The following is a 19,219-nucleotide window of genomic DNA, read 5'->3' as shown; positions in this document are numbered from 1 at the left end:
GCGGGCCCAAGCTGAGCCAGCCCAGTCCCCTCCACCGAAGGCCCTGTGTCCGTGACCGATGCACTGACAGACGACGTTATGCGTGCGCGCGCCCGTGATCCGGAGCTCTTCAGCATTGTGTACCGAACCTACGCGCCACAGGTCCTGGGCTACCTCACAGCCCGCGGGGTAGAAGATCCGGAGGCGGCTATGCAGGAAGTCTTCCTTACCGTCCTGCCACGGCTGCAGAGGGTTACCGGCGGCGTGGCCGGGCTGCGCACATTTGTCTTCTCCGTGGCGCACGCCAGGATGGTGGACGATCACCGGCGCCAGCAACGAACACCCATCAAACTTCCGTTCGAACCGGAGCTGGACGGACGCGAGGAGTCCTCCGCTGAGGCCGAGGTGCTGCAACGGATCTCCCCGCAGGAGGTCGCGGATCTCCTGAACGAGCTGCCGGATGAACAGCGGGAAGTGTTGTCGTTACGCCTCGTCGCGGGCCTCACAGTGGACCAGGTGGCCGCTGTGATGGGCAAGAGTGCCGGCGCCGTCAAGCAACTCCAGCGCCGTGCATTGATCCGGCTGCGCGAGCAGTCCGCAGTGAAGGAGTACGTGGCGCCATGACGTTTAATGCCAGCTCCCTGATCCGGACCATTGATGAAATGCTCCTTGACGCCGGTGTGGACGATGCCGCCGGTCTCCGCGAAGCCCTTCTCGCGGTGGGCTCCCTAGGCTCCCTGCCTGTACCCGAGCCCGGTCCCGAACTGGCGGCGCTCCTGTCAGGCCAGACCCCCCAGCTTGCCCGGCACAGGCTCCTCCGGAAGCACCGGACCACCGTTGTGGGCCTTTCCGTCATCGCGGGGATGGGGCTGGGCGTCACCGGGGTGGCCGCCAGCGGCACCGCTCCGGACGCGCAGGCCAGCAGTTCCATCCAGCAGTTGTTGCAGGACTGGGCTCCTGGCTGGTCCATCGCAGGGACTCCCGCCGGCAGCCGGACCGCCGCGAATCCGGCGGAGGCGCAGTTGCGCGCGGAGCCGGCAACCCGCGACGACGGAGCGCCGGCACAGCCGGAAACTGTTGAACGGGAAACTGCCCCGCCACCGAACGGTCCGGAAAACGCAGGCCAGAACCGGGGCACGGAGCCGGCAGGCCGCGGAAACGGCACGTCGCCCGGCAAGTCAAAGACGGACGACGGCGGCGCGCCGGGGAACGCTGCGGGTGTCCCCCCTGGCGGTGCTGCTTCCCAGGACGCTGCCACCCAGGAAAGCAAAGGTCCTGCCAAGGCCGCCACTGACGCCGCTGCCGAGCTCGACAAGGCCGGAAAGCTGGTTGCCGGTACTCTGGCCGAAGCCGCGGGGGAGTCCCTGACGTCGGCCATCGTCCCCCCAGCACTGACAGAAAAAACCGGGGCCGGCAACGCGGGCCCCGGTTCAATCTGGCTGAAGAAGTTGACCCGCTGATCAGGTTTGTGTCAGGAAGCGCCTGTCCGTCAGGAAAGCAGCTGCCGCTTGGAGGAGATCACTCCGGTGTCGAAACCGGCCAGGTGCAGCCCGCCATGGAACCGGGCATGCTCGATCTTCACGCAGCGGTCCATCACCACGTTGAGCCCGGCGGCTTCCGCGTCCGCGGCCACGTCCTCATGCCAGGAACCGAGTTGCAGCCAAAGGGTTTTGGCGCCGGCCGCGATGGCCTCGTCCAGGACGCCCGGGAGGTCATCGTGCTTGCGGAACACATCCACGATGTCCGGGCTCTCGGGAAGATCGGCCAGTGAGGCGTAGGTCGGTTCACCAAGGATCTCCTTGACCACGGGGTTCACGAAGTACACCTTGTACCGCGTGGACGATTGCAGGTACGTCGCCACAAAGTAGCTCGCCCGGGAGGGCTTGTCCGAGGCGCCCACGATCGCAATCGAGGTGGCTGCGCGCAGCAGGTTCAGGCGTTCCGGAGCCGAAGGTCCGGTCCAGGTTCGTTCGCTGGTGCTCATACGTTGGCTCCAATCGTGCAGGAATCCACGGTCCCGACGAGCTCGACCACCGGTTCCGAGGCCGCGTCCAGTGCCTGGTCCAGGTCCCACAGGATGTCGTCGATGTCCTCCAGGCCCACGGAAATCCGGACCAGGTCCTCGGGCACGCCCGCAGATTCCAGCTGGACCGGGCTCAGCTGCTGGTGCGTGGTGGAACCCGGGTGGATCACCAGAGTGCGGGAATCACCCACGTTGGCCAGGTGCGAGGCCAGCTGCAGGGATTCGATGAACTTCTGCCCGGCCGTGCGGCCGCCCTTCACCCCGAAGGAGAACACGGAGCCGGGGCCCAGCGGCAAGTACTTTTTCGCGCGCTCAAAATGCGGGTGCGAGGGAAGCCCGGAGAAGTTGACGTACGCCACCCGGGGATCGGCCTCGAGCCATTCGGCCACGGCCTGGGCGTTTTTGAGGTGTTCGTCCAGGCGCTGCGGCAGTGTTTCCACGCCCTGCAGCAGCTGGAAGGCCGAAAGCGGGGAAAGTGCCGGGCCGATGTCCCGCAGCTGTTCGCAGCGCAGTTTGGTGAGGAAGCCGTACTCGCCGAAATTGCCCCACCAGGAGACATCTCCGTAGGACGCCACCGGCTCGGTCATGGTGGGGAACTTGCCGTTGCCCCAATCAAACCGGCCGCTCTCCACGATCACGCCGCCCAGCGTGGTGCCGTGCCCGCCCAGGAACTTGGTGGCGGAGTGGATCACGATGTCGGCGCCGTGTTCGATCGGGCGCACAAGGTACGGCGTGCTCAGGGTGGCGTCGACCACGAGGGGGACGCCGGCGTCGTGCGCTACCTTGGCCAGGGCCGCCAGGTCCTGGACTTCCGACGACGGGTTGGCCACCACCTCGACGAAGATCGCCTTGGTGTTCTCCTGCACCGCCGCGGCATAGTCCGCGGGGTCGGTGCCGGGAACGAAGGTGGTGTCAACGCCGAAGCGGCGGAGGGTCACGTCCAGCTGGGTGACGGTGCCGCCGTAGAGCTGGGAGGCTGCCACGATGTGGTCGCCGGACTGGGTCAGCGCAGCGAACGTGATGAACTCCGCGGCCATGCCCGACGACGTCGCCACCGCGCCGATGCCGCCCTCCAGCGAGGCGATGCGCTCCTCGAACGCTGCCACGGTGGGGTTGCCGATGCGGGAGTAGATGTTGCCGTACTTCTGCAGGGCGAAGAGGTTGGCGGCATCCTGGGTGTCCTTGAACACGAAGGACGTGGTCTGGTAGATGGGCACCGCACGGGCGCCATGCTCGGCGTCGGGGGTGCCGCCGGCGTGCAGCGCGCGGGTGCGGAAACCGAACTTGCGGTCAGCCATCAGACAGCCACCGACTCGGCGGCTGCGGCAACCGGCGTCCCGGACACGTCCAGCTGGGTGCCGTTTTTGCGGGCCAGGTCGGCTTCGAGTTCGCGGACGATCGGCAGGATGTCCTGGCCGAAGGCGGCGACTTCCTCCTGGAAGTGCAGGTAGCCGGTGAGGAAGAGGTTCACGCCGATCTTCTTGTAAGCCACGATCCGTTCGGCGATCTGCTCCGGGGTGCCGATCAGCTGGGTCTTGAAGCCGTCGTTGTACTGGACCAGGTCCTCGAAGCTGGAGTCGGCCCACATGCCCTTGCCGTCCTTGGTGGACGCGCCGGCTTCCTGCACGGCGTCGCGGAAGCCCTGGACTGCCGGCTTGTGTGCCTTCTCAACGATTTCGCGCAGCGTATCGCGGGCTTCCTTCTCGGAATCACGGGCGATCACAAAGCCGTTGAGACCGAAGCGGGGGGCGGCCAGGGCACCGTCGTTGCCTCGGCCGGTTTCGCCGGACGCTGCCACCACGCCGGCGATATTCTCCTTGAAGCCTTCCAGGTCCTTGCCGTTGGAGAAGTACCAGTCGGCCACACGGCCCGCAGTGGCCTGGGCCGCCGTCGAGTTGCCGCCGAAGAAGACCTCGGGGTGGGCGCGGCCGGGAACGTCCACGGGGGCCGGGTTCAGGGTGAAGTCCGTGATGTTGTAGTACTTGCCGGCCTGGCTGTACTCCTGCTCGGTCCACAGGCCGCGCAGCACCCTGATGAACTCCTCGGTGCGGACGTAGCGTTCGTCGTGCTCCAGCCAGTCAAGGCCGAAGTTGGTGAACTCGTTCTTGAGCCAGCCGGAGACGATGTTGACGGCGGCGCGGCCGTTGGAGATGTGGTCCGCGGTGATGATGTATTTGGCCAGCACACCGGGGTGCCACATGCCCGGGTGGACGGCGGCGATGACCTTGAGACGCTCCGTGGCGGCGAGCAGGGCAAGGCTGAAGGACGTGGCCTCGTGCTGCTTGTCGGCCCCGTAGGACGCGGCATACCGGGTCTGCGTCAGGGCGTACTCGAAACCGGAGTTCTCGGCGATCTGCGCGAGCTTCTTGTTGTAGTCAAAGTCCCAGCCGGTGCGCTGTTCGATCGTGGAGACCACCAGGCCGCCGGAAACGTTCGGCACCCAGTACGCAAACTTGAGCGGCTCTGAAAGGCGGGCAACGTTGCTGATGTCTGTCATGAGTTTTCCTTTACTAGGGTCCGCTCGCGCAGGACGTCCTGGATTCCGGCGATCGCCGGTTCGTTTTGGAGCGAGGTGGTGTCGCCCAGGGCGGTCCCCTCGAATAATTGGGTGAGCAGCCGGCGCATGATCTTGCCGCTGCGGGTCTTCGGTACGTCAGGGACGACGACGACGTCGCGCGGCTTCGCGATCGGGCCGATCGCCTTCGCCACGTGGTTGCGGAGCTCCTCGGCGATAGAGCCTGGGCCCACGACCGCCGGGTTCCCTGCCCGAGCTTGCGAGGGGAGGGGGCGGTTGGGGAGCGAAAGCCCGCGCTTTAGTACGACAAAAGCGACAATCGCGTGCCCGGTCTTGGGATCTGCCACTGGACAGACGCCGGCCTCCACCACATCGGGGTGGGACACCAGCGCTGACTCGATCTCGATGGTGGACAGCAGGTGGCCGGAGACGTTCAGGGTGTCGTCCACGCGGCCCAGGATCCAGATGTCGCCGTCGGCATCGTACTTCGCGCCGTCGCCGGCGAGGAACCAGCCCTGTTCCACATACTGGCTCCAGTAGGAGTCGTAGTAGCGGCGGGGGTTGCCCCAGACGGTGCGCGCAATAGCGGGTCCGGGGGTGTCCACCACAATGAAACCCTGGACGCCCGGCGGCACTGTATTGCCGGCGTCGTCCACGATCCTGGTACTGACGCCCGGCAGCGGGCGGGCCGCGCAGCCCGGCTTGAACTCGGTGTCCGTGGGCGCGGGGGAGAGGATGGTGGCGCCGGTCTCGGACTGCCACCACGTGTCCACCACGGGTGCGGTGCCGGCGCCGACGTTCTGGCGCAGCCAGCGCCAGGCCTCGGGGTTCACGGCCTCGCCCACGGTGCCGAGCATCCGGATGGAGGAGAGGTCGTAGCTGCCCGGCACGCCGTCCGGGAACCAGCCCATGAGGGAACGGACCAGCGTGGGCGCGGTGTAGTACTGCGTGACGCCGTAGCGTTCGATGATCTCGAAGTGGCGGCCCGGGTGCGGGGTGTTCGGAGTGCCTTCGAAGATCACCTGGGTGACGCCGTTGGAGAGCGGGCCGTAGATCTCGTAAGTGTGCGCCGTGACCCAGGCGAGGTCCGCCGTGCACCAGTGCACGTCCTGGTCACGGAGTGCGGGATCCGGGTTGCTGAAGAGGTGTTCGAAGCTCCAGGACGCCTGGGTCAGGTACCCGCCGGAAGTGTGGACCAGGCCCTTGGGCTTGCCGGTGGTCCCGGACGTGTACATGATGAACAGCGGCGTCTCGGCGTCGAACGCCTCCGGTTCGTGGACTTCCGCGGCGCTCCCGACGGCGTCATGCCACCACACGTCGCGGCCTTCAGTCATGGGGACGGCGGCCAGGTCCTCCGGCGCCGTGGTGCGGTTGATGACCAGCACGTGTTCGATCGCGTTGTCCCCGGCGACGGCGGCATCCGCGTTGTCCTTGACGGGCACGGCGACACCGCGGCGGAACTGGCCGTCCGTGGTCACCAGGAGCTTGGCGCCCGTGTCTTCGACGCGGAACTTCAGGGCTTCAGCGGAGAAGCCACCGAAAACGAGCGAGTGGATGGCGCCTATGCGGGCCACGGCGAGGGTGATGATGACGGTTTCGGGGATGACCGGCAGGTAGATGACCACGCGGTCACCCTTGGTGATGCCCAGGGCCTGCAGGGCGTTGGCCGCCTTGGAGACTTCGCACTGCAGCTCCGCGTACGTGATGGCTCGACGGTCGCCGGGCTCGCCCTCGAAGTGGAGGGCCACCTTGTCGCCGTGGCCCTTGGCTACGTGGCGGTCCACGCAGTTGAAGGCGACATTGAGCTTGCCGCCCTCAAACCAGGTGATCTCCGGGCCTTTTCGGGCTGCGGCGTCGGCCGGGACGCGGCGGTGGGCCGTGTGCCACGGCTTGCCGCCGGACGTTCCTGCTGGCTGGGCCCAGTCCAGGCGGAGGGCCTGCTGTTCCCAAAATGCCACATTGTCCGGTTGTGCTTCGCCGCGTGTTTCTTCGTGGTGCTGGGCTGCTTCGTGCTCCGCCGTGTGCTGCGCGGCGGTGGTGCTGCTGTGGCGCGCCGGCCCTCCCGACGGTGCGCCGTGCACGGCGACGTCGTTGGGCTCGGTCGAGGACCATCCCGATGAGCTGCTGGAAGGGCCGGGCGCGTCACGCAGCCCTGCTTCGACCGCCGTCGCGTTCGAAGTGGATTGGGGAGAGCCCAGTGCGGCGGCCGCTGCTGCGGCGCTGACGGGACTCAGGGTGGACAGAGACGTGGCAGAGGATACTTCTGATGTCATAGATGTGCTCCATCGATCCTGGCGGTAGCACCCTTCACTGTTTGCCGAGGATGGTCGCCTCAACGGGTACAGCGTTTGGTCAGGGATGCTGCGGCTTCATCGATCCAGGTCTCTCGGCCGCTCGGGATGGTCACTTCCACTACAGCTGACCGTACGCTCTGCGCCAAATCGGGGTCCGCGGAACGTAATATTCGTTCACGCCAGGCATTGACGCCCGCTATTCATTCAAATATTCGATCAGGGGCCGCTCAGGGGACGATGTACGCTTGCGTCATGGTCCACGTCAACGATCCTGCCGTGATTGAGCGCCTGATGCGAAACAAAGGGCGGTGGGCCATCGTGGGCCTGACCACCAATGAGTGGCGTGCCGCCTACGACACCTCGCTGTTTATCCGCGACCGGCTCGGGATGGAGATCATCCCGGTCAACCTTCCCGGCCACCCTGTCCACGGCGAAACCGGGTACCGCACCCTGGGTGAGATTCCCACTGAAAAGCAACCCCTCGACGTCGTCGACTGCTTTGTGAACTCGCAGAAGGTCGGGGCGGTGATGGACCAGGCAATTGCGGTGGGCGCCAAAGCCGTGTGGTTGCAGCTGGGTGTTATCGACGAAGCGGCAGTGGACCGTGCCAAGGCCGCCGGCCTGGACGTGGTGATGGACGTTTGCCCCGCGCAGCAGGCGTGGAAGTACAACCTCTGACTGGTTCCCTGGACGCGCAGCTCCCGCGGCACGCGCGTGCGCGGCAGGCTCAGGGTTGGGCGACGATCAGCGCTGCATCAGTTCCGGGTAGTGGCGTTCGGTCACATCGGGATGGGCGCGCATGCGGCCCTTGAGCATGTTCAGGCCAAAGGACGCGAGCATCGGGTTGGACGGATCGTCGGAGATGCCACGGGCCTGGGCTTTGAGCTCGGGAGGCAGTGGCACCGGATCGATCACGGCATCCAACCGCGGCGACCAGAAGAAGGGGACTGAGTAACGGTCCACGCCGGGTGGCGGCGCCTGAACCCGGTGGATCGTGGCGGCGAGGTAACCTTCCGTGGCCACCTCCAGCATTTCGCCCAGGTTCACCACGAGTGCCCCGGGAACAGGCTCAACCGGTGCCCATTCACTGGTCCCAGGCGGCAGCACTTCCAGCCCGCCCACCTCGTCCTGGAGGAGCAGGGTGACGAAACCGTAGTCGGCGTGGGAGCCTACGCCCTGGTCGCCGGCCGCCTCCACCACGCCGCCGACGTAATGCACCAGCTTGCCCATCCAGGCCGGTTCGTTGCCGAAGGGCTCGTCGAAGTGGTCCTCCGGCAGCCCCAGGGAAACCGAGATCCCACGCAGCAGCTCCATGCCCACACTGGACATCAGGTCGGCCCAGGCCATGGCCGCCGGCTTGAGCTCCGGCAACGCCTCCTCGGGCCACATATTGTGCCCCTGGAGGAGCCAGTACGGCTGATCGGCCGGATAGTTGTGGACGGGCTCGCGATCCGGGGAGTAGTCGATCTGCTCGCGGGCGTCGGCCCGTCCCTGCGTGATTTCAGTGCCCATCCGGGTGTAGCCGCGGAAGTGCGGTGAAATCCTGTTGTCCAGCTTCATCCGCTCCTCGAGGGGCAGATCGAAGAAGCGTTTGATGAGGGCCAGCAGCTCCTGGGCCTGGCCGGGGGCGGCGCCGTAACCAGTGATTTGGAAGAAGCCCACATTGTGGGCGGCGTCCCGCAGCTGGTCGATGAATTCCGGGCTAAAGGAGCCGTACGGCTGGCGTGCGGCGCTCATGTCCAGAACGGGGATGATGGCCTGATCGGGTGACATCTTCGCAGACTAGCACCGCCGGGAAGGGCTTTATAGGCTCGGTCCATGGACGCAGCCCAACTCAAGGCAATATGCCTGTCATTTCCCGGTGCCTTCGAGGATTTTCCCTTCGGTCCGGAGACCTCCGTGTTTAAGGTCCGGGCTGCCGTAGCAGGTGGCGCGCGGCACGAAGCCAAGATGTTTGCGGCGTCCGCAATGAACCCCGACGACTGGTCCGTGAGCTTGAAATGTGAACCCGCCCTGGCTGAGCAGCTGCGGGCCGCCCACCCGGAAATCACCGGCGCGTGGCACATGAACAAGACCCATTGGAACGGCGTGCGGCTGGACGGAAACCTGCCCGACGCCATGGTCCGGGACATGGTGGAGGATTCCTACGATCTGGTGGTGGCCTCCCTGAGCCGCAAGCAACAGGAGCAGCTGGGATGGGCGCGGCTGTCCGGTTCTTCGGGTGAGCCCCGTTGACCGGGGAGCGCCTGGCTGCCGGCGGCCTCAACTACCCGGGCATCGGCTCCACCGAGCACGGCCGGGCGCCGGAAGGCTACCCCTGCCTCGTATCGCAGGAGTACCTGGGTGAGGGGTTGGCGCTCTACCGCCGGGTGGCGTACGGAATCCTTACATGGGAACTGCAGCGTCGGTCCGGACTGCGCGTCCGGACCGAGTCCGACGTCGTGATCCCCGGCGCGCGCGTGGTGAGCGGGTTCGGCGTCGGGCCTTTCCGTATTAATGCCCCGTGCGAGGTGGTCTGGGTGCGGCGGCCGGTGCCGGGAGACGGCCCCCAGTCAGCGGGCTTCGGCTACGGCACGCTGCCCGGCCATCCTGAACGCGGCGAAGAAGCCTTCGAAGTTGAGATCGGCGCTGACGGGCGGGTGTTCCTGAAGATCACCGCCTTCAGCAGGCACGCGAACTGGTTCTACCAGGCGGGAGGCCTGCTGGCCCGGGCGGCGCAACGGCACATCACTTCGCGATACGTTGGAGGGGCACGCCAACTCGCCGCAGGTGAAAGCTGATCAGGAGAAGGTACATGCTGGACCAATCGACCCTTGACCGCCTATGGAACTTTGGGGATCCCGAGCTGTCCGAACAGCGCTTCCGGGACGCCCTTGCTGACCCAACCTACGACACCTACGAAAAGGCCGAACTCGCCACGCAGCTTGGCCGGGCCATTGGCCTGCAGGGCCGCTACGAGGAGGCGGATGCCTTGCTGGACTCCGTGGACGGCGAGGAAGAACCCACCGTCGGCGTGCGGATCCTGCTGGAACGCGGACGCGTCCTGAACTCCAGCGGCCACGCCGCCATGGCCGTACCCCTGTTCGAACAGGCAGCCGAGCTCGGCGATCACCTGGGTGAGGAGTTCCTGGCCGTCGACGCGCTGCACATGTTGGCCCTGGCAGACTCCGCCCATGCTGAGCTGTGGACCCGGAGCGCCCTCGAATACGCCTCTACCGCTCACGATCCGCACACACGGCGCTGGATGGTGGCGCTGCACAACAACCTCGGCTGGACTTTGCACAGCGCCGGCCGTTTCAACGAGGCGCTCGTGGAGTTCCAACTGGCCGAACAGTGGGCGGAACGGGCCGGAACCCCTGCGCAGCAGCAGGCTGCACGTGAGGCCATCCAGGCCTGTGACGTGGCCCTGGCCGCAGACTGAACAACCCACACCCCTGCAACAGAAGGAATACCGCATGATCTTCATCGTCGTTAAGTTCAAGGTCAAACCCGACTGGTCCGAGCGCTGGCTCGGCCTCGTTGACGGCTTTACCCAAGCGACGCGGGCGGAGCCCGGCAACCTGTGGTTCGACTGGTCCCGCAGCGTGGAGGACCCCAACGAGTTCGTGCTGGTGGAAGCCTTCAAGGACGACGCCGCCGGGGACCACGTCAACAGCCCCCACTTCAAGCAGGCCATGGCGGACATGCCGCAGGCGCTGGCCGAGACGCCGCGAATCATCAGCCGCCAGCTCGACGGCGACGGCTGGGACCGGATGGGCGAACTCACCATCTGACCGACGTCGATTGCTCCGTACGGGCCCTTTTGACCCTCCATAACGGCTCTTACGGAGCAATCGATACGATTGCTGCATGTGGATCGGCTGGATTGAATTCGACATCCTCCTCGGCGACGTCCAGAGCCTGAAGGAGAAACGCTCCGTCATCAGGCCGCTGCTGGCCGAGCTCAAGCGCCGCTTCGATGTGTCCGTAGCGGAGGTGGGGGACCACGAACAATACCGGCGCTCGCAGGTGGGCGCCGGCCTGGTGGCAGCAGACCGGGCGCATCTCGTGGAGGTGCTCACCGCCGTCGAACGCTTTGTGGCCGCCCGGCCGGAGTTTGAACTGCTCAGCTCAAGGCAGCGGGAGCTCCACAGCGAAGACTGACCCATCGATTGCTCCGTAGGCGCCCTTTTTGCGTGCCCAAAACGGCGCCTACGGAGCAATCGATGAAGGCTGTGGATAACTTCTGCAGCGAACGCGGCAGTCTGCTCTGATGAATCCATGAAGACCCCGCGCCCGCTGCCCGAGGAACTACAGAACCGTCCGTTCACAGTTGTCGAGGCGGCGCGCGCGGGAGTGTCGCACAAGCGGCTGCGACACCGGGCACTGCATCGACTCGGCAAGGGGATCCGGTCGGAAAGCTCGACGGCGGAGCTCCCCTTGAGTGAGAGGGTCCGGCCCTTCATTGAGGTCAACGAGCGATGCGCCGCGTCGCACCTCACCGCGGCGGCGATGCTCGTGCTGCCGCGACGTCAGCAGAAGGGGAATCCGGAGATGTTTCACGTCATCAGGCCTGAGGGCTCGGCACACCTGAACCGGCCGCATGTCATTGTGCACCGCATGAAGCTTTACAGCGACGAGGTCACCACAGTTGACGGAATTCCCGTGACCACTCCGGAGCGAACCTGGCTGGACATGGCGGAAATGCTCACGGTGGACGAACTTGTGGCCATGGGGGACAGTTGTGTTCGCGTGCCGAGGGCGGCGTTTGAGGACAGGGACATGCCTCTCTGCAGCCTGGCAGATCTTCAGCGAATGATCGACAGGCACAAGGGAAAGCGCGGGCTACGCAGGGCCAAGGAAGCCATCAAACTCATCCGGGTGGGCTCTGACTCGCCGCAGGAGACGCTGTTGAGGCTGGCCATGGTCAGGGCGGGGCTGCCGGAACCGGAGGTGAACGTGCCGATCATCGGCGACGACGGTAGACGCCATCACGAGCCGGACCTGTCCTACCGCAAGTACCGGATCGGGATCGAGTACGAAGGTGAACAACACGGTGAGGACGGGCAGATCGTCCGGGACATCACGCGTTCTGAAAAGTACCACACGCTGGGGTGGACTGAAGTCAGGATTTCCAAGCGGCACATGCTCAATGACGCCAAGCCTGCGGTCGCCAAGGTCCGCACAGCCCTGGTACAAGCCGGATGGCGGTCCCGGCCTTAACGAACGATTGCTCCGTAACCGCCGTTTTGAGGGTTCAAAAGGGCGGTTACGGAGCAATCGACGGGAGGGGACTAGCCGAAGTACTTCGGCAGGGTTGCCTCGTGGGCTTCGCGGAGGGCGTCCAGCGACATGGTGTCCACGCCGTTGATCTCCAGCTTGTTGCTCGCTGCGTCCACCACGCCGATGCGGGTGTGGGCAAAGCCGCGGGCCGTGCACATGTCCTTGAACCGGACTTCCTCGGAGCGGGGCACGCCAACAACTGCGCGGCCCTGGGACTCGGAGAACAACGCTGTGAACAGGTCCACGCCGTCGCGGTCCAGAACGTCCTGCAGGGCGATCCGGGCACCCACGCCGTAGCGCAGTGCGGACTCCACCAGGGCTGCCGCAAGCCCGCCTTCGGAGAGGTCGTGTGCGGAGTCCACCATGCCGTCTCGGGACGCGTTGATCAGGATTTCGCCCAGCTCGCGTTCGGCGGCGAGGTCAACCTTGGGCGGCAGTCCACCGAGGTGACCACGCATGTTGGCCCACTCGGAGCCGTCCAGTTCAGCCGCCGTCGTACCCAGCAGGTAGATGGCCTGGCCGTCCTCACGCCAGCCCGACGGCGTGCGTCGGGCGACGTCGTCGAGCTTGCCCAGCACTGCCACCACGGGGGAGGGGTGGATGGGCGTGGTGCCGGTCTGGTTGTACAGCGAGACGTTGCCGCCGGTGACCGGGATGCCCAGCACCATGCAGGCGTCGGACAGGCCGCGGATGGCCTCCGCGAGCTGCCACATCACGTCCGGGTCCTCGGGGGAGCCGAAGTTCAGGCAGTCGCTGACGGCCATGGGCACGGCGCCGGACGTGGCCACGTTGCGGTAGGCCTCGGCCAGCGCCAGCTGTGCGCCGTGGTACGGATCAAGGTAGGTGTAGCGGCCGTTGGCGTCGGTGGCCAGGGCAACGCCCAGGCCGGTTTCCTCGTCCACGCGGACCACGCCGGCATCGTCCGGGAACGCCAGGGCGGTGTTGCCGCCCACATACCGGTCGTACTGGTTGGTGATCCAGGCCTTGCTGCACATGTTCGGCGAGGCCACGAGCTCGGAGACGGCGGCTGCCAGTTCCGCGGGGGCGGAGGGGCGGCCGGTGTCCTGTACGGAGCCGGTGAAGGAATCGGCCTGTACGGAATCCTGCCATGAGGGGCGGGCGTACGGGCGGTCGTAGACCGGGCCGTCGTGGGCCACGGTGCGCGGGTCGACGTCCACGATGACTACGCCGTCCCAGGTGATGATCAGGCGGCCGGTGTCGGTGACCTCGCCGAGCCAGGAGTACTCCACGGCCCACTTGTCCATGACAGCTTCGAAGGCGGCGATGTTCTCCGGGGTGACCACGGCCATCATGCGTTCCTGCGACTCGGACATCAGGATTTCGCCCGGGGTCAGAGTGGGGTCGCGGAGCAGGACGGAGGTCAGTTCAACTTCCATGCCGCCGTCGCCGTTGGAGGCGAGCTCGGACGTGGCGCAGGAGATGCCTGCGGCGCCGAGGTCCTGGATACCCTCAACCAGCGAGCCCTTGAACAGCTCGAGACAGCACTCGATCAGGACCTTCTCGGCGAAGGGGTCGCCGACCTGGACGGCGGGGCGCTTGGACGGCTTGGTATCGTCGAAGGACTCGGACGCCAGAACAGAGGCGCCGCCGATGCCGTCGCCGCCGGTGCGGGCGCCGAACAGGACTACCTTGTTGCCCTTGCCGGAGGCGTTGGCCAGGCGGATGTCCTCATGGCGCATCACGCCGACAGCCAGCGCGTTAACCAGCGGGTTGCCTTGGTAGACGGAATCGAACACCATTTCGCCGCCGATGTTCGGCAGGCCCAAGGAGTTTCCGTAGCCGCCGATGCCGGCAACGGCACCGTGCATCACGCGGGCAGTGTCCGGGTGGTCGATGGCGCCGAATCGCAGAGGATCCATCACAGCCACCGGGCGAGCGCCCATGGAGATGATGTCGCGGACAATGCCGCCGATGCCGGTTGCGGCGCCCTGGTAGGGCTCCACGAACGACGGCGAGTTGTGGGACTCGATCTTGAACGTCACGGCCCAGCCGTCGCCCAGGTTGGTGACGCCGGCGTTTTCACCGATGCCCACCAGCATGTCCTTCTTCATCTCGTCGGTCACCTTGTCGCCGAACTGGCGCAGGTGGTTCTTAGAGGACTTGTAGGAGCAGTGCTCGCTCCACATCACGGAATACATTGCCAATTCGGCGCCGGTCGGGCGGCGGCCCAGGACCTTGACTACCTCATCGAACTCGTTCTGCTTCAGGCCGAGTTCGGCCCACGGCAGTTCAGTGTCCGGCGTCTTGGCGGCGTTCTTGACGGTGTCGATGTTGAACTTCTTGGATGAGGTCTCGACAGGCTCGACCACCGAATTGATCTCGGTCATTTGTTGCCTCCCACAATCTTGTTCAGTACGGAGGTGAAGAAACCCAGGCCGTCGGTATCGGACCCGCCGATCCCGTCCAGGGATTCGGGGCCGAAGCCAACTTCCACCGCGTGCTCGGGGTGGGGCATAAGCCCCACCACGTTGCCGGCGGCGTTGGAGATGCCGGCGATGTCGCGGCGTGAGCCGTTGGGGTTGAAGCCCACGTATCGGAACACCACGCGGCCTTCGGCTTCGAGCGCGTCCAGGACCTTTTCGTCGGCGATGTACTGGCCGTCCTGGTTCTTCAACGGCACCGTGATTTCCTGGCCGGACTCGTAGTCCAGGGTCCAGGCGGTGTTGCTGTTTTCCACACGCAGGACCTGGTCGCGGCACATGAACTTCAGGTGGTCGTTCTTGATCATGGAGCCGGGCAGCAGGTGCGATTCCGTCAGGATCTGGAAGCCGTTGCAGATGCCCAGCACGGGCAGCTTGGCATCGGAGTTGGCGGCGTCGATGATTTTGGACATCAGCGGCGCGAAGCGGGCAATTGCGCCGGCGCGGAGGTAGTCGCCGTACGAGAAACCGCCGGGGATCACGACGGCGTCCACATCACCCAGGGTGGTGTCCGCGTGCCAGAGCGGCACTGCGGTGCCGCCGGCGAGCCGGACTGCACGGGCGGCGTCGCGGTCGTCAAGGGTGCCTGGGAAAGTAACAACGCCGATCCGGGCACCGGCGAGCCGGGGCTCGGCGGCGACGGCAATTGCCTCGCCGATCAAGGGAAGTTCAGTCATCTCAGGCCTCGACGACCTCGACGTTGACGACGTCTTCGATCACGGGGTTGGACAGCAGGGTCTCGGCGGCTTCGCGGGCCTGGGCCAGGATTGCGTCGGTCACCTCGCCGTCAACCGTCAGTTCAAAGCGCTTGCCCTGGCGGACAGAGCTAAAGCTGGTGAAGCCCAGACGGGGGAGTGCACCCACGATGGCCTTCCCCTGCGGGTCCAGAATCTCGGGCTTGGGCATGACGTCAACAACGATCCGGGGCATCCGGCAACTCCTGTGCGTGAGCATTGGGTAAGGGCGCAGCGGAGTCACGCCGTCTTACGCCGTTCCGGGATGCTGGGGACGTTCTTTTTCGAACAGTGTGGACGGGCGCTCCGCGAGCTTGCTAGGCCATTCTACCGGGCCGAGCGCCGCACCCTGTATTCGGTGGGATCGGCCACAGTCATCGCGGCGGGGCGGGCTTTCGGGCGGTGGAGGACGACGGCGGGCTATGGCCTCGCGGAGCAAGCGTCACTAGGATTACCGCATGGCTGAAAAATCGAAATCTCTGCTGTTGCCGATGATGGCCGTGGCCGTTTTTGCCGGGTTGGGCCGGATGGTTATGCAGAAGATCAAGGCGGACCGGGCTGCCCGGGAAACGCGCGTGGCCGGCCCCGTGGACGAAAAGACCCGCCAGTGGATCAGTGACGTGGTTCGGACGCCCAGGCAGTAGGCGCCCGCCCCTTATCCCGGCCTCAAGTCTTTGCGCAAACCTCAACCGGGCGTCCCTGAACGGGGGCGCCCGTTTTTGTGCCTGCTGCATGTGCCCCTGCGTCGGCTGCCCTGCTGAAAATGTACTGATCCCGAACGCCCTGTCCCAGGCCTCTCCCAAGCAACTTGCGGAAACTCCTAGCCATGTGACGCTCTAAACACTATGGTCGTAGGACGTCGTATGTGGCAGGTGGTATCCCCTCGGGTGCCAAGACCGCCCTCACGGCCGAATTCTCCCGATCCGCCGCCCCGCGGCGCCTTGAAAGGATATGGATTTGCGAATTTCTACTAAGCGGAACAGGCACCGACGTATTGGCCGAACCGCAGGAGCCGGGCTGGTAGCGCTGGCGCTGCTGGCCGGATCCGGGATCGCCGCGCAGGCGGCACCGATCCCCCCGAACAACCCCACCGCTCCTCCCGGCTCATTCGCGGAGGCCAACATCGGCGCCGACCGGACTGCGGCGAACTTCTTCTACCGGATCCCGGCCCTGACCTACCTGGGCAACAACGTGGTGCTCGCTTCGTGGGACGGCCGCCCCGGCAGCGCCGCAGACGCTCCGAACCCCAACTCGATCGTGCAGCGCCGCAGCACCGACGGCGGCCAGACCTGGGCCCCGTGCAGGTCATCGCCGCCGGCCACGTGGGCGACGCCACGGGCCCCAAATACGGCTACAGTGATCCGTCCTACATCCACGACGCCGAGGCCGGCAAGGTCTTCGCGCTGTTCGTGTACTCCAAGGACCAGGGCTTCTTCGGCAGCCAGTTCGGCAACGACGACGCCGACCGCAGCGTGATCTCCTCCGCCGTGATCGAATCCTCCGACGGCGGCGTCACGTGGACGCAGCCAAGGCTCATCACCAACGTCACCAAGCCGGGCACCAGCAAGACCAGCCCGGTGGCAGGCGATATCCGCTCCAACTTCGCGTCCTCCGGCGAAGGCATCCAGCTCAAGTACGGCCAGTACAAGGGCCGCCTGATCCAGCAGTACGCCGGCGATGTGCGCCAGGCCGACGGCACCAACAAGATCCAGGCCTACAGCGTCTACTCGGACGATCACGGCGTGACCTGGCACAAGGGTGCCAACGTGGGCGACCGCATGGACGAGAACAAGACCGTGGAACTTTCCGACGGCCGCGTACTGCTGAACTCGCGCGACAACGCCAACCAGGGCTACCGCAAGGTGGCCATCTCCGCAGACGGCGGCGCCACCTATGGTCCGGTCACCCAGGACACCGAACTGCCGGACCCGGCAAACAACGGTTCCATCGCCCGGATGTTCCCGGACGCGGCTCAGGGCTCAGCGGACGCCAAGAAACTCATCTTCACCAACTCCAATTCCAAGACCGGCCGCGAGAATGTCTCTGCCCGTATCTCCTGCGACGACGGCGCCACCTGGCCCGGTGTGCGCACCGTCCGCACCGGTTTCTCCGCCTACTCCACGGTGTCCCGGCTGGAGGACGGCAAGTTCGGTGTCCTGTATGAGGGCAACTACACGGACAACATCCAGTTCGCGAAGTTCGACGACGCTTGGCTGAACTACGCCTGCGCCCCGCTGTCCGTGCCGGCCGTCACCACGGCCCCGGGTGCCACCTCGCAGGTGGCAGTCACGGTCACCAACCAGGAAGCCGCCACGCTCTCCGGCGCCAACGCCACCGTCTACACCCCGGCCGGCTGGACGGCCACCACGGTGCCCGTGCCCGACGTCGTGCCAGGCGCCTCGGCGACCGTCAACGTCGCCCTGACCGCCCCGGCGAACGCCAGCGGTCCTCAAAACCTTAACGCTGCCTTTACGACGGCGGATGGCCGGGTTTCGCAGTTCACCTTCACGGCCACCGTCCCGGTTGCTCCGCAGGTGGGGCTCACCATTACCGGAACAGCCCCGGCCCGCGACGTCATCGCCAGCCCTTATCAGGCGGGCGACGTCCTGAGCTATACGTTCGCGGTCAAGAGCACAGCCAACGTGACGGCGAATTCCGTTCCAGTGTCCGGCAACTTCGAAACCGGCTTCCTGCCGCCGGCACAAGGCGCACCCAGCGCACCCAATTGCCGGTTCAACAACCTGGCCGCCGGTGCCACCTACAACTGCACCACGGCCAAGCACACGGTGACCGCAGGGGACGTCGAGCGCGGCTACTTTGTTCCCCAGGCGAGCTTCGCCATCACGGCCAGCGCGACGCCGTCGCTCACCAAGACGGTTCCGTTCACCGGCGCCGCTGTGGCACTGCGTGATGGTCTGGTTTCCGCCAGCATCACCGGCGCCCGTGCGGACTCCGGCCGTGACCTCGCCACCGCACCGTACGCCGCCGGCGACGCTGTTCCGTACACCTTCAGCGTGAGCAACACGAGCCCGCTTGTCGAAAAAGTGGTTCCCACCGCCGGCAACTTCAGCCCGTTCGTCCCAGAAGGCCCGGGCAACTGCCGCTACGGCGTGCTGCCGGCCGGCCAGGGCTACACCTGCGCCACGCCTCGCCACACCGTGACCGCTGCCGAGGCGGAGCAGGGCTACTTCGTTCCGAAGACCACCTGGGAAGTCGGCTCGGCACGCCAGAGCAGCAAGATCTACACAGTGGACGGCGGCGAAGTGGACCTGAAGGTCCGCGACGCCAAGCTGGAAGGCACCGTTTCCGCTGAGTGGACCGACGCCGACGGCGACCGTTTCGCCAGCGAAGGCGATACGGTCTCATACGCCTACACCGTAGGCAACGCCGGCAATGTCTCCCTGACCGGGCTCAGTGCCCCGGACGCTTCCATCAGCCAGGAGGCCCTGGCTGTGGGCGGGACCGTGACGGCAACGCGCGAGCATGTCCTGACCGCTGCCGACATCGCGGCAGGCCGCCTCGACGCCGTCTCGTTCGAAGCAATGGCCACCAACGGCGCCAAGCAGGTCACGGCCACGGTGACCGGCGGCGCACTGCTGCTGAATCTCCAGCCGGCACAGCCCGAGACGGTCCCCGTCCTCGCTGTCCAGGATCTCGAGGAGCAGACGGCTCCGTTCGACCTGGGCACGCAGGACAAGTACCGCAACGGCCAGAAGGTGACCCTGAAGGGTCTCGACTACGGCCAGTGGTACTTCGTGTACCTCAACAAGAAGAGCTACGGGATCGGCTGGATTTTCCCCACTACCGACAACACGGTGGAGTTCATCCTGCCCTCGGGTGTGCAGAGCGGCCGCGACGACGTGGTGGTGCTGGACAAGAACGGCAAGCAGGTCTCCTTCGACCGCCTGCAGGTGACGCCTAAGGGTTGAGCCAGGGTGATTTCCTAGCACCAGAGAAGACCTCCGCATAGG

General features: G+C 66.0%; 18 protein-coding genes and 1 pseudogene. 11 read left to right on the top strand and 8 right to left on the bottom strand.

Annotation, left to right across the window (positions count from 1 at the left end):
• The first annotated feature begins 51 nt into the window (after positions 1–51).
• Together NG696_RS12370 and NG696_RS12365 are read left to right on the top strand one after the other, a co-directional pair.
• Entirely contained in the window at positions 52–603 is a 552-nt protein-coding gene (locus NG696_RS12370) for an RNA polymerase sigma factor (RefSeq protein ID WP_252566853.1), read from the top strand.
• Complete coding sequence (locus NG696_RS12365; protein WP_252566854.1) at positions 600–1,439, top strand: hypothetical protein; 840 nt, start codon at positions 600–602, stop codon at positions 1,437–1,439. The genes NG696_RS12370 and NG696_RS12365 overlap by 4 nt, the downstream gene beginning before the upstream one ends.
• 29 nt (positions 1,440–1,468) lie before the next feature.
• On the opposite strand, the gene NG696_RS12360 is transcribed toward NG696_RS12365, so the two are convergent.
• The 4 genes from NG696_RS12360 to acs are packed head-to-tail and all read right to left on the bottom strand — an operon-like array spanning position 1,469 to position 6,790.
• The gene (locus tag NG696_RS12360) at positions 1,469–1,963 is read right to left on the bottom strand and encodes a CoA-binding protein (RefSeq protein WP_252566856.1); all 495 of its coding nucleotides are present in this window, start codon (positions 1,961–1,963) and stop codon (positions 1,469–1,471) included.
• Positions 1,960–3,300 (bottom strand): O-acetylhomoserine aminocarboxypropyltransferase/cysteine synthase family protein, encoded by a 1,341-nt coding sequence (locus NG696_RS12355; protein WP_252575588.1) that lies wholly within the window; start codon positions 3,298–3,300, stop codon positions 1,960–1,962. Before NG696_RS12355 ends, NG696_RS12360 begins: the two co-directional genes overlap by 4 nt.
• The gene (sfnG, locus tag NG696_RS12350; RefSeq protein WP_252566860.1) at positions 3,300–4,499 is read right to left on the bottom strand and encodes a dimethylsulfone monooxygenase SfnG; all 1,200 of its coding nucleotides are present in this window, start codon (positions 4,497–4,499) and stop codon (positions 3,300–3,302) included. The genes NG696_RS12355 and sfnG overlap by 1 nt, the downstream gene beginning before the upstream one ends.
• Entirely contained in the window at positions 4,496–6,790 is a 2,295-nt protein-coding gene (gene acs, locus NG696_RS12345; RefSeq protein WP_252575586.1) for an acetate--CoA ligase, read from the bottom strand. Before acs ends, sfnG begins: the two co-directional genes overlap by 4 nt.
• Positions 6,791–7,063: 273 nt before the next feature.
• Between acs and NG696_RS12340 the strand changes: the two genes are divergently transcribed.
• On the top strand, positions 7,064–7,489 hold the full coding sequence (locus tag NG696_RS12340; protein ID WP_252566864.1) for a CoA-binding protein: 426 nt from the start codon (positions 7,064–7,066) through the stop codon (positions 7,487–7,489).
• Positions 7,490–7,555: 66 nt separating this feature from the next.
• Here NG696_RS12340 and NG696_RS12335 read toward each other — a convergent pair whose 3' ends face one another.
• A complete protein-coding gene (locus tag NG696_RS12335; RefSeq protein WP_252566866.1) occupies positions 7,556–8,584 on the bottom strand; it encodes an isopenicillin N synthase family dioxygenase in 1,029 nt (342 codons plus the stop codon).
• Positions 8,585–8,629: 45 nt separating this feature from the next.
• Here NG696_RS12335 and NG696_RS12330 point away from each other — a divergent pair, with 45 nt between their 5' ends.
• The 6 genes from NG696_RS12330 to NG696_RS12305 all read left to right on the top strand — a co-directional run bounded on the left by NG696_RS12330 (position 8,630) and on the right by NG696_RS12305 (position 12,013).
• Entirely contained in the window at positions 8,630–9,046 is a 417-nt protein-coding gene (locus tag NG696_RS12330) for an MmcQ/YjbR family DNA-binding protein (protein ID WP_252566868.1), read from the top strand.
• Positions 9,043–9,591 carry a DUF1990 domain-containing protein gene (locus NG696_RS12325; protein WP_252566870.1) on the top strand — a complete coding sequence of 183 codons (549 nt, stop codon included), beginning with the start codon at positions 9,043–9,045 and terminating at the stop codon, positions 9,589–9,591. The genes NG696_RS12330 and NG696_RS12325 overlap by 4 nt, the downstream gene beginning before the upstream one ends.
• A 14-nt stretch (positions 9,592–9,605) precedes the next feature.
• The gene (locus NG696_RS12320; protein ID WP_252566871.1) at positions 9,606–10,232 is read left to right on the top strand and encodes a hypothetical protein; all 627 of its coding nucleotides are present in this window, start codon (positions 9,606–9,608) and stop codon (positions 10,230–10,232) included.
• A 34-nt stretch (positions 10,233–10,266) separates the two neighbouring features.
• Positions 10,267–10,584, top strand: coding sequence for a putative quinol monooxygenase (locus NG696_RS12315; protein ID WP_252566873.1), 318 nt, complete (start codon positions 10,267–10,269; stop codon positions 10,582–10,584).
• Positions 10,585–10,660: 76 nt separating this feature from the next.
• Positions 10,661–10,954: a DUF503 domain-containing protein gene (locus tag NG696_RS12310; protein ID WP_252566875.1), complete on the top strand. Its 294-nt coding sequence runs from the start codon at positions 10,661–10,663 to the stop codon at positions 10,952–10,954.
• Positions 10,955–11,071: 117 nt separating this feature from the next.
• Positions 11,072–12,013: a type IV toxin-antitoxin system AbiEi family antitoxin gene (locus tag NG696_RS12305; protein WP_252575584.1), complete on the top strand. Its 942-nt coding sequence runs from the start codon at positions 11,072–11,074 to the stop codon at positions 12,011–12,013.
• 71 nt (positions 12,014–12,084) lie between these two features.
• Here the strand turns inward: NG696_RS12305 and purL are convergent, their stop codons facing one another.
• Genes purL through purS form a run of 3 tightly spaced genes read right to left on the bottom strand, consistent with a single transcriptional unit; the run spans position 12,085 to position 15,444 of the window.
• Positions 12,085–14,421, bottom strand: a complete 2,337-nt coding sequence (gene purL, locus NG696_RS12300; RefSeq protein ID WP_252566879.1) for a phosphoribosylformylglycinamidine synthase subunit PurL — start codon at positions 14,419–14,421, stop codon at positions 12,085–12,087.
• Positions 14,418–15,191 carry a phosphoribosylformylglycinamidine synthase subunit PurQ gene (gene purQ / locus NG696_RS12295; RefSeq protein WP_252566881.1) on the bottom strand — a complete coding sequence of 258 codons (774 nt, stop codon included), beginning with the start codon at positions 15,189–15,191 and terminating at the stop codon, positions 14,418–14,420. Before purQ ends, purL begins: the two co-directional genes overlap by 4 nt.
• Position 15,192: 1 nt before the next feature.
• A complete protein-coding gene (gene purS / locus NG696_RS12290; protein WP_056631212.1) occupies positions 15,193–15,444 on the bottom strand; it encodes a phosphoribosylformylglycinamidine synthase subunit PurS in 252 nt (83 codons plus the stop codon).
• Positions 15,445–15,706: 262 nt separating this feature from the next.
• On the opposite strand from purS, the gene NG696_RS12285 reads away from it, so the two are divergent.
• Together NG696_RS12285 and NG696_RS12280 are read left to right on the top strand one after the other, a co-directional pair.
• Positions 15,707–15,892: a hypothetical protein gene (locus NG696_RS12285; RefSeq protein ID WP_252566883.1), complete on the top strand. Its 186-nt coding sequence runs from the start codon at positions 15,707–15,709 to the stop codon at positions 15,890–15,892.
• A 307-nt stretch (positions 15,893–16,199) separates the two neighbouring features.
• Positions 16,200–19,177 (top strand): annotated as a pseudogene (locus NG696_RS12280) (exo-alpha-sialidase).
• The last annotated feature ends 42 nt before the right edge of the window (positions 19,178–19,219 follow it).

This window comes from Pseudarthrobacter cellobiosi (assembly GCF_023913755.1).
Taxonomy (GTDB): domain Bacteria; phylum Actinomycetota; class Actinomycetes; order Actinomycetales; family Micrococcaceae; genus Arthrobacter; species Arthrobacter cellobiosi.
The sequence above is the reverse complement of the archived record's forward strand: the minus strand, read 5'-3'. Positions and strand labels throughout refer to the sequence as shown.

Excerpts from the sequence above, each read along its gene's own strand:
- NG696_RS12285 (WP_252566883.1), top strand. The coding sequence starts at position 15,707 with ATGGCTGAAAAATCGAAATCTCTGCTGTTGCCGATGATGGCCGTGGCC.
- acs (WP_252575586.1), bottom strand. The coding sequence starts at position 6,790 with ATGACATCAGAAGTATCCTCTGCCACGTCTCTGTCCACCCTGAGTCCC.
- NG696_RS12310 (WP_252566875.1), top strand. The coding sequence starts at position 10,661 with ATGTGGATCGGCTGGATTGAATTCGACATCCTCCTCGGCGACGTCCAG.
- NG696_RS12330 (WP_252566868.1), top strand. The coding sequence starts at position 8,630 with ATGGACGCAGCCCAACTCAAGGCAATATGCCTGTCATTTCCCGGTGCC.
- purL (WP_252566879.1), bottom strand. The coding sequence starts at position 14,421 with ATGACCGAGATCAATTCGGTGGTCGAGCCTGTCGAGACCTCATCCAAG.
- sfnG (WP_252566860.1), bottom strand. The coding sequence starts at position 4,499 with ATGACAGACATCAGCAACGTTGCCCGCCTTTCAGAGCCGCTCAAGTTT.
- purS (WP_056631212.1), bottom strand. The coding sequence starts at position 15,444 with ATGCCCCGGATCGTTGTTGACGTCATGCCCAAGCCCGAGATTCTGGAC.
- NG696_RS12320 (WP_252566871.1), top strand. The coding sequence starts at position 9,606 with ATGCTGGACCAATCGACCCTTGACCGCCTATGGAACTTTGGGGATCCC.
- NG696_RS12365 (WP_252566854.1), top strand. The coding sequence starts at position 600 with ATGACGTTTAATGCCAGCTCCCTGATCCGGACCATTGATGAAATGCTC.
- NG696_RS12355 (WP_252575588.1), bottom strand. The coding sequence starts at position 3,300 with ATGGCTGACCGCAAGTTCGGTTTCCGCACCCGCGCGCTGCACGCCGGC.
- purQ (WP_252566881.1), bottom strand. The coding sequence starts at position 15,191 with ATGACTGAACTTCCCTTGATCGGCGAGGCAATTGCCGTCGCCGCCGAG.
- NG696_RS12305 (WP_252575584.1), top strand. The coding sequence starts at position 11,072 with ATGAAGACCCCGCGCCCGCTGCCCGAGGAACTACAGAACCGTCCGTTC.
- NG696_RS12335 (WP_252566866.1), bottom strand. The coding sequence starts at position 8,584 with ATGTCACCCGATCAGGCCATCATCCCCGTTCTGGACATGAGCGCCGCA.
- NG696_RS12360 (WP_252566856.1), bottom strand. The coding sequence starts at position 1,963 with ATGAGCACCAGCGAACGAACCTGGACCGGACCTTCGGCTCCGGAACGC.
- NG696_RS12340 (WP_252566864.1), top strand. The coding sequence starts at position 7,064 with ATGGTCCACGTCAACGATCCTGCCGTGATTGAGCGCCTGATGCGAAAC.
- NG696_RS12315 (WP_252566873.1), top strand. The coding sequence starts at position 10,267 with ATGATCTTCATCGTCGTTAAGTTCAAGGTCAAACCCGACTGGTCCGAG.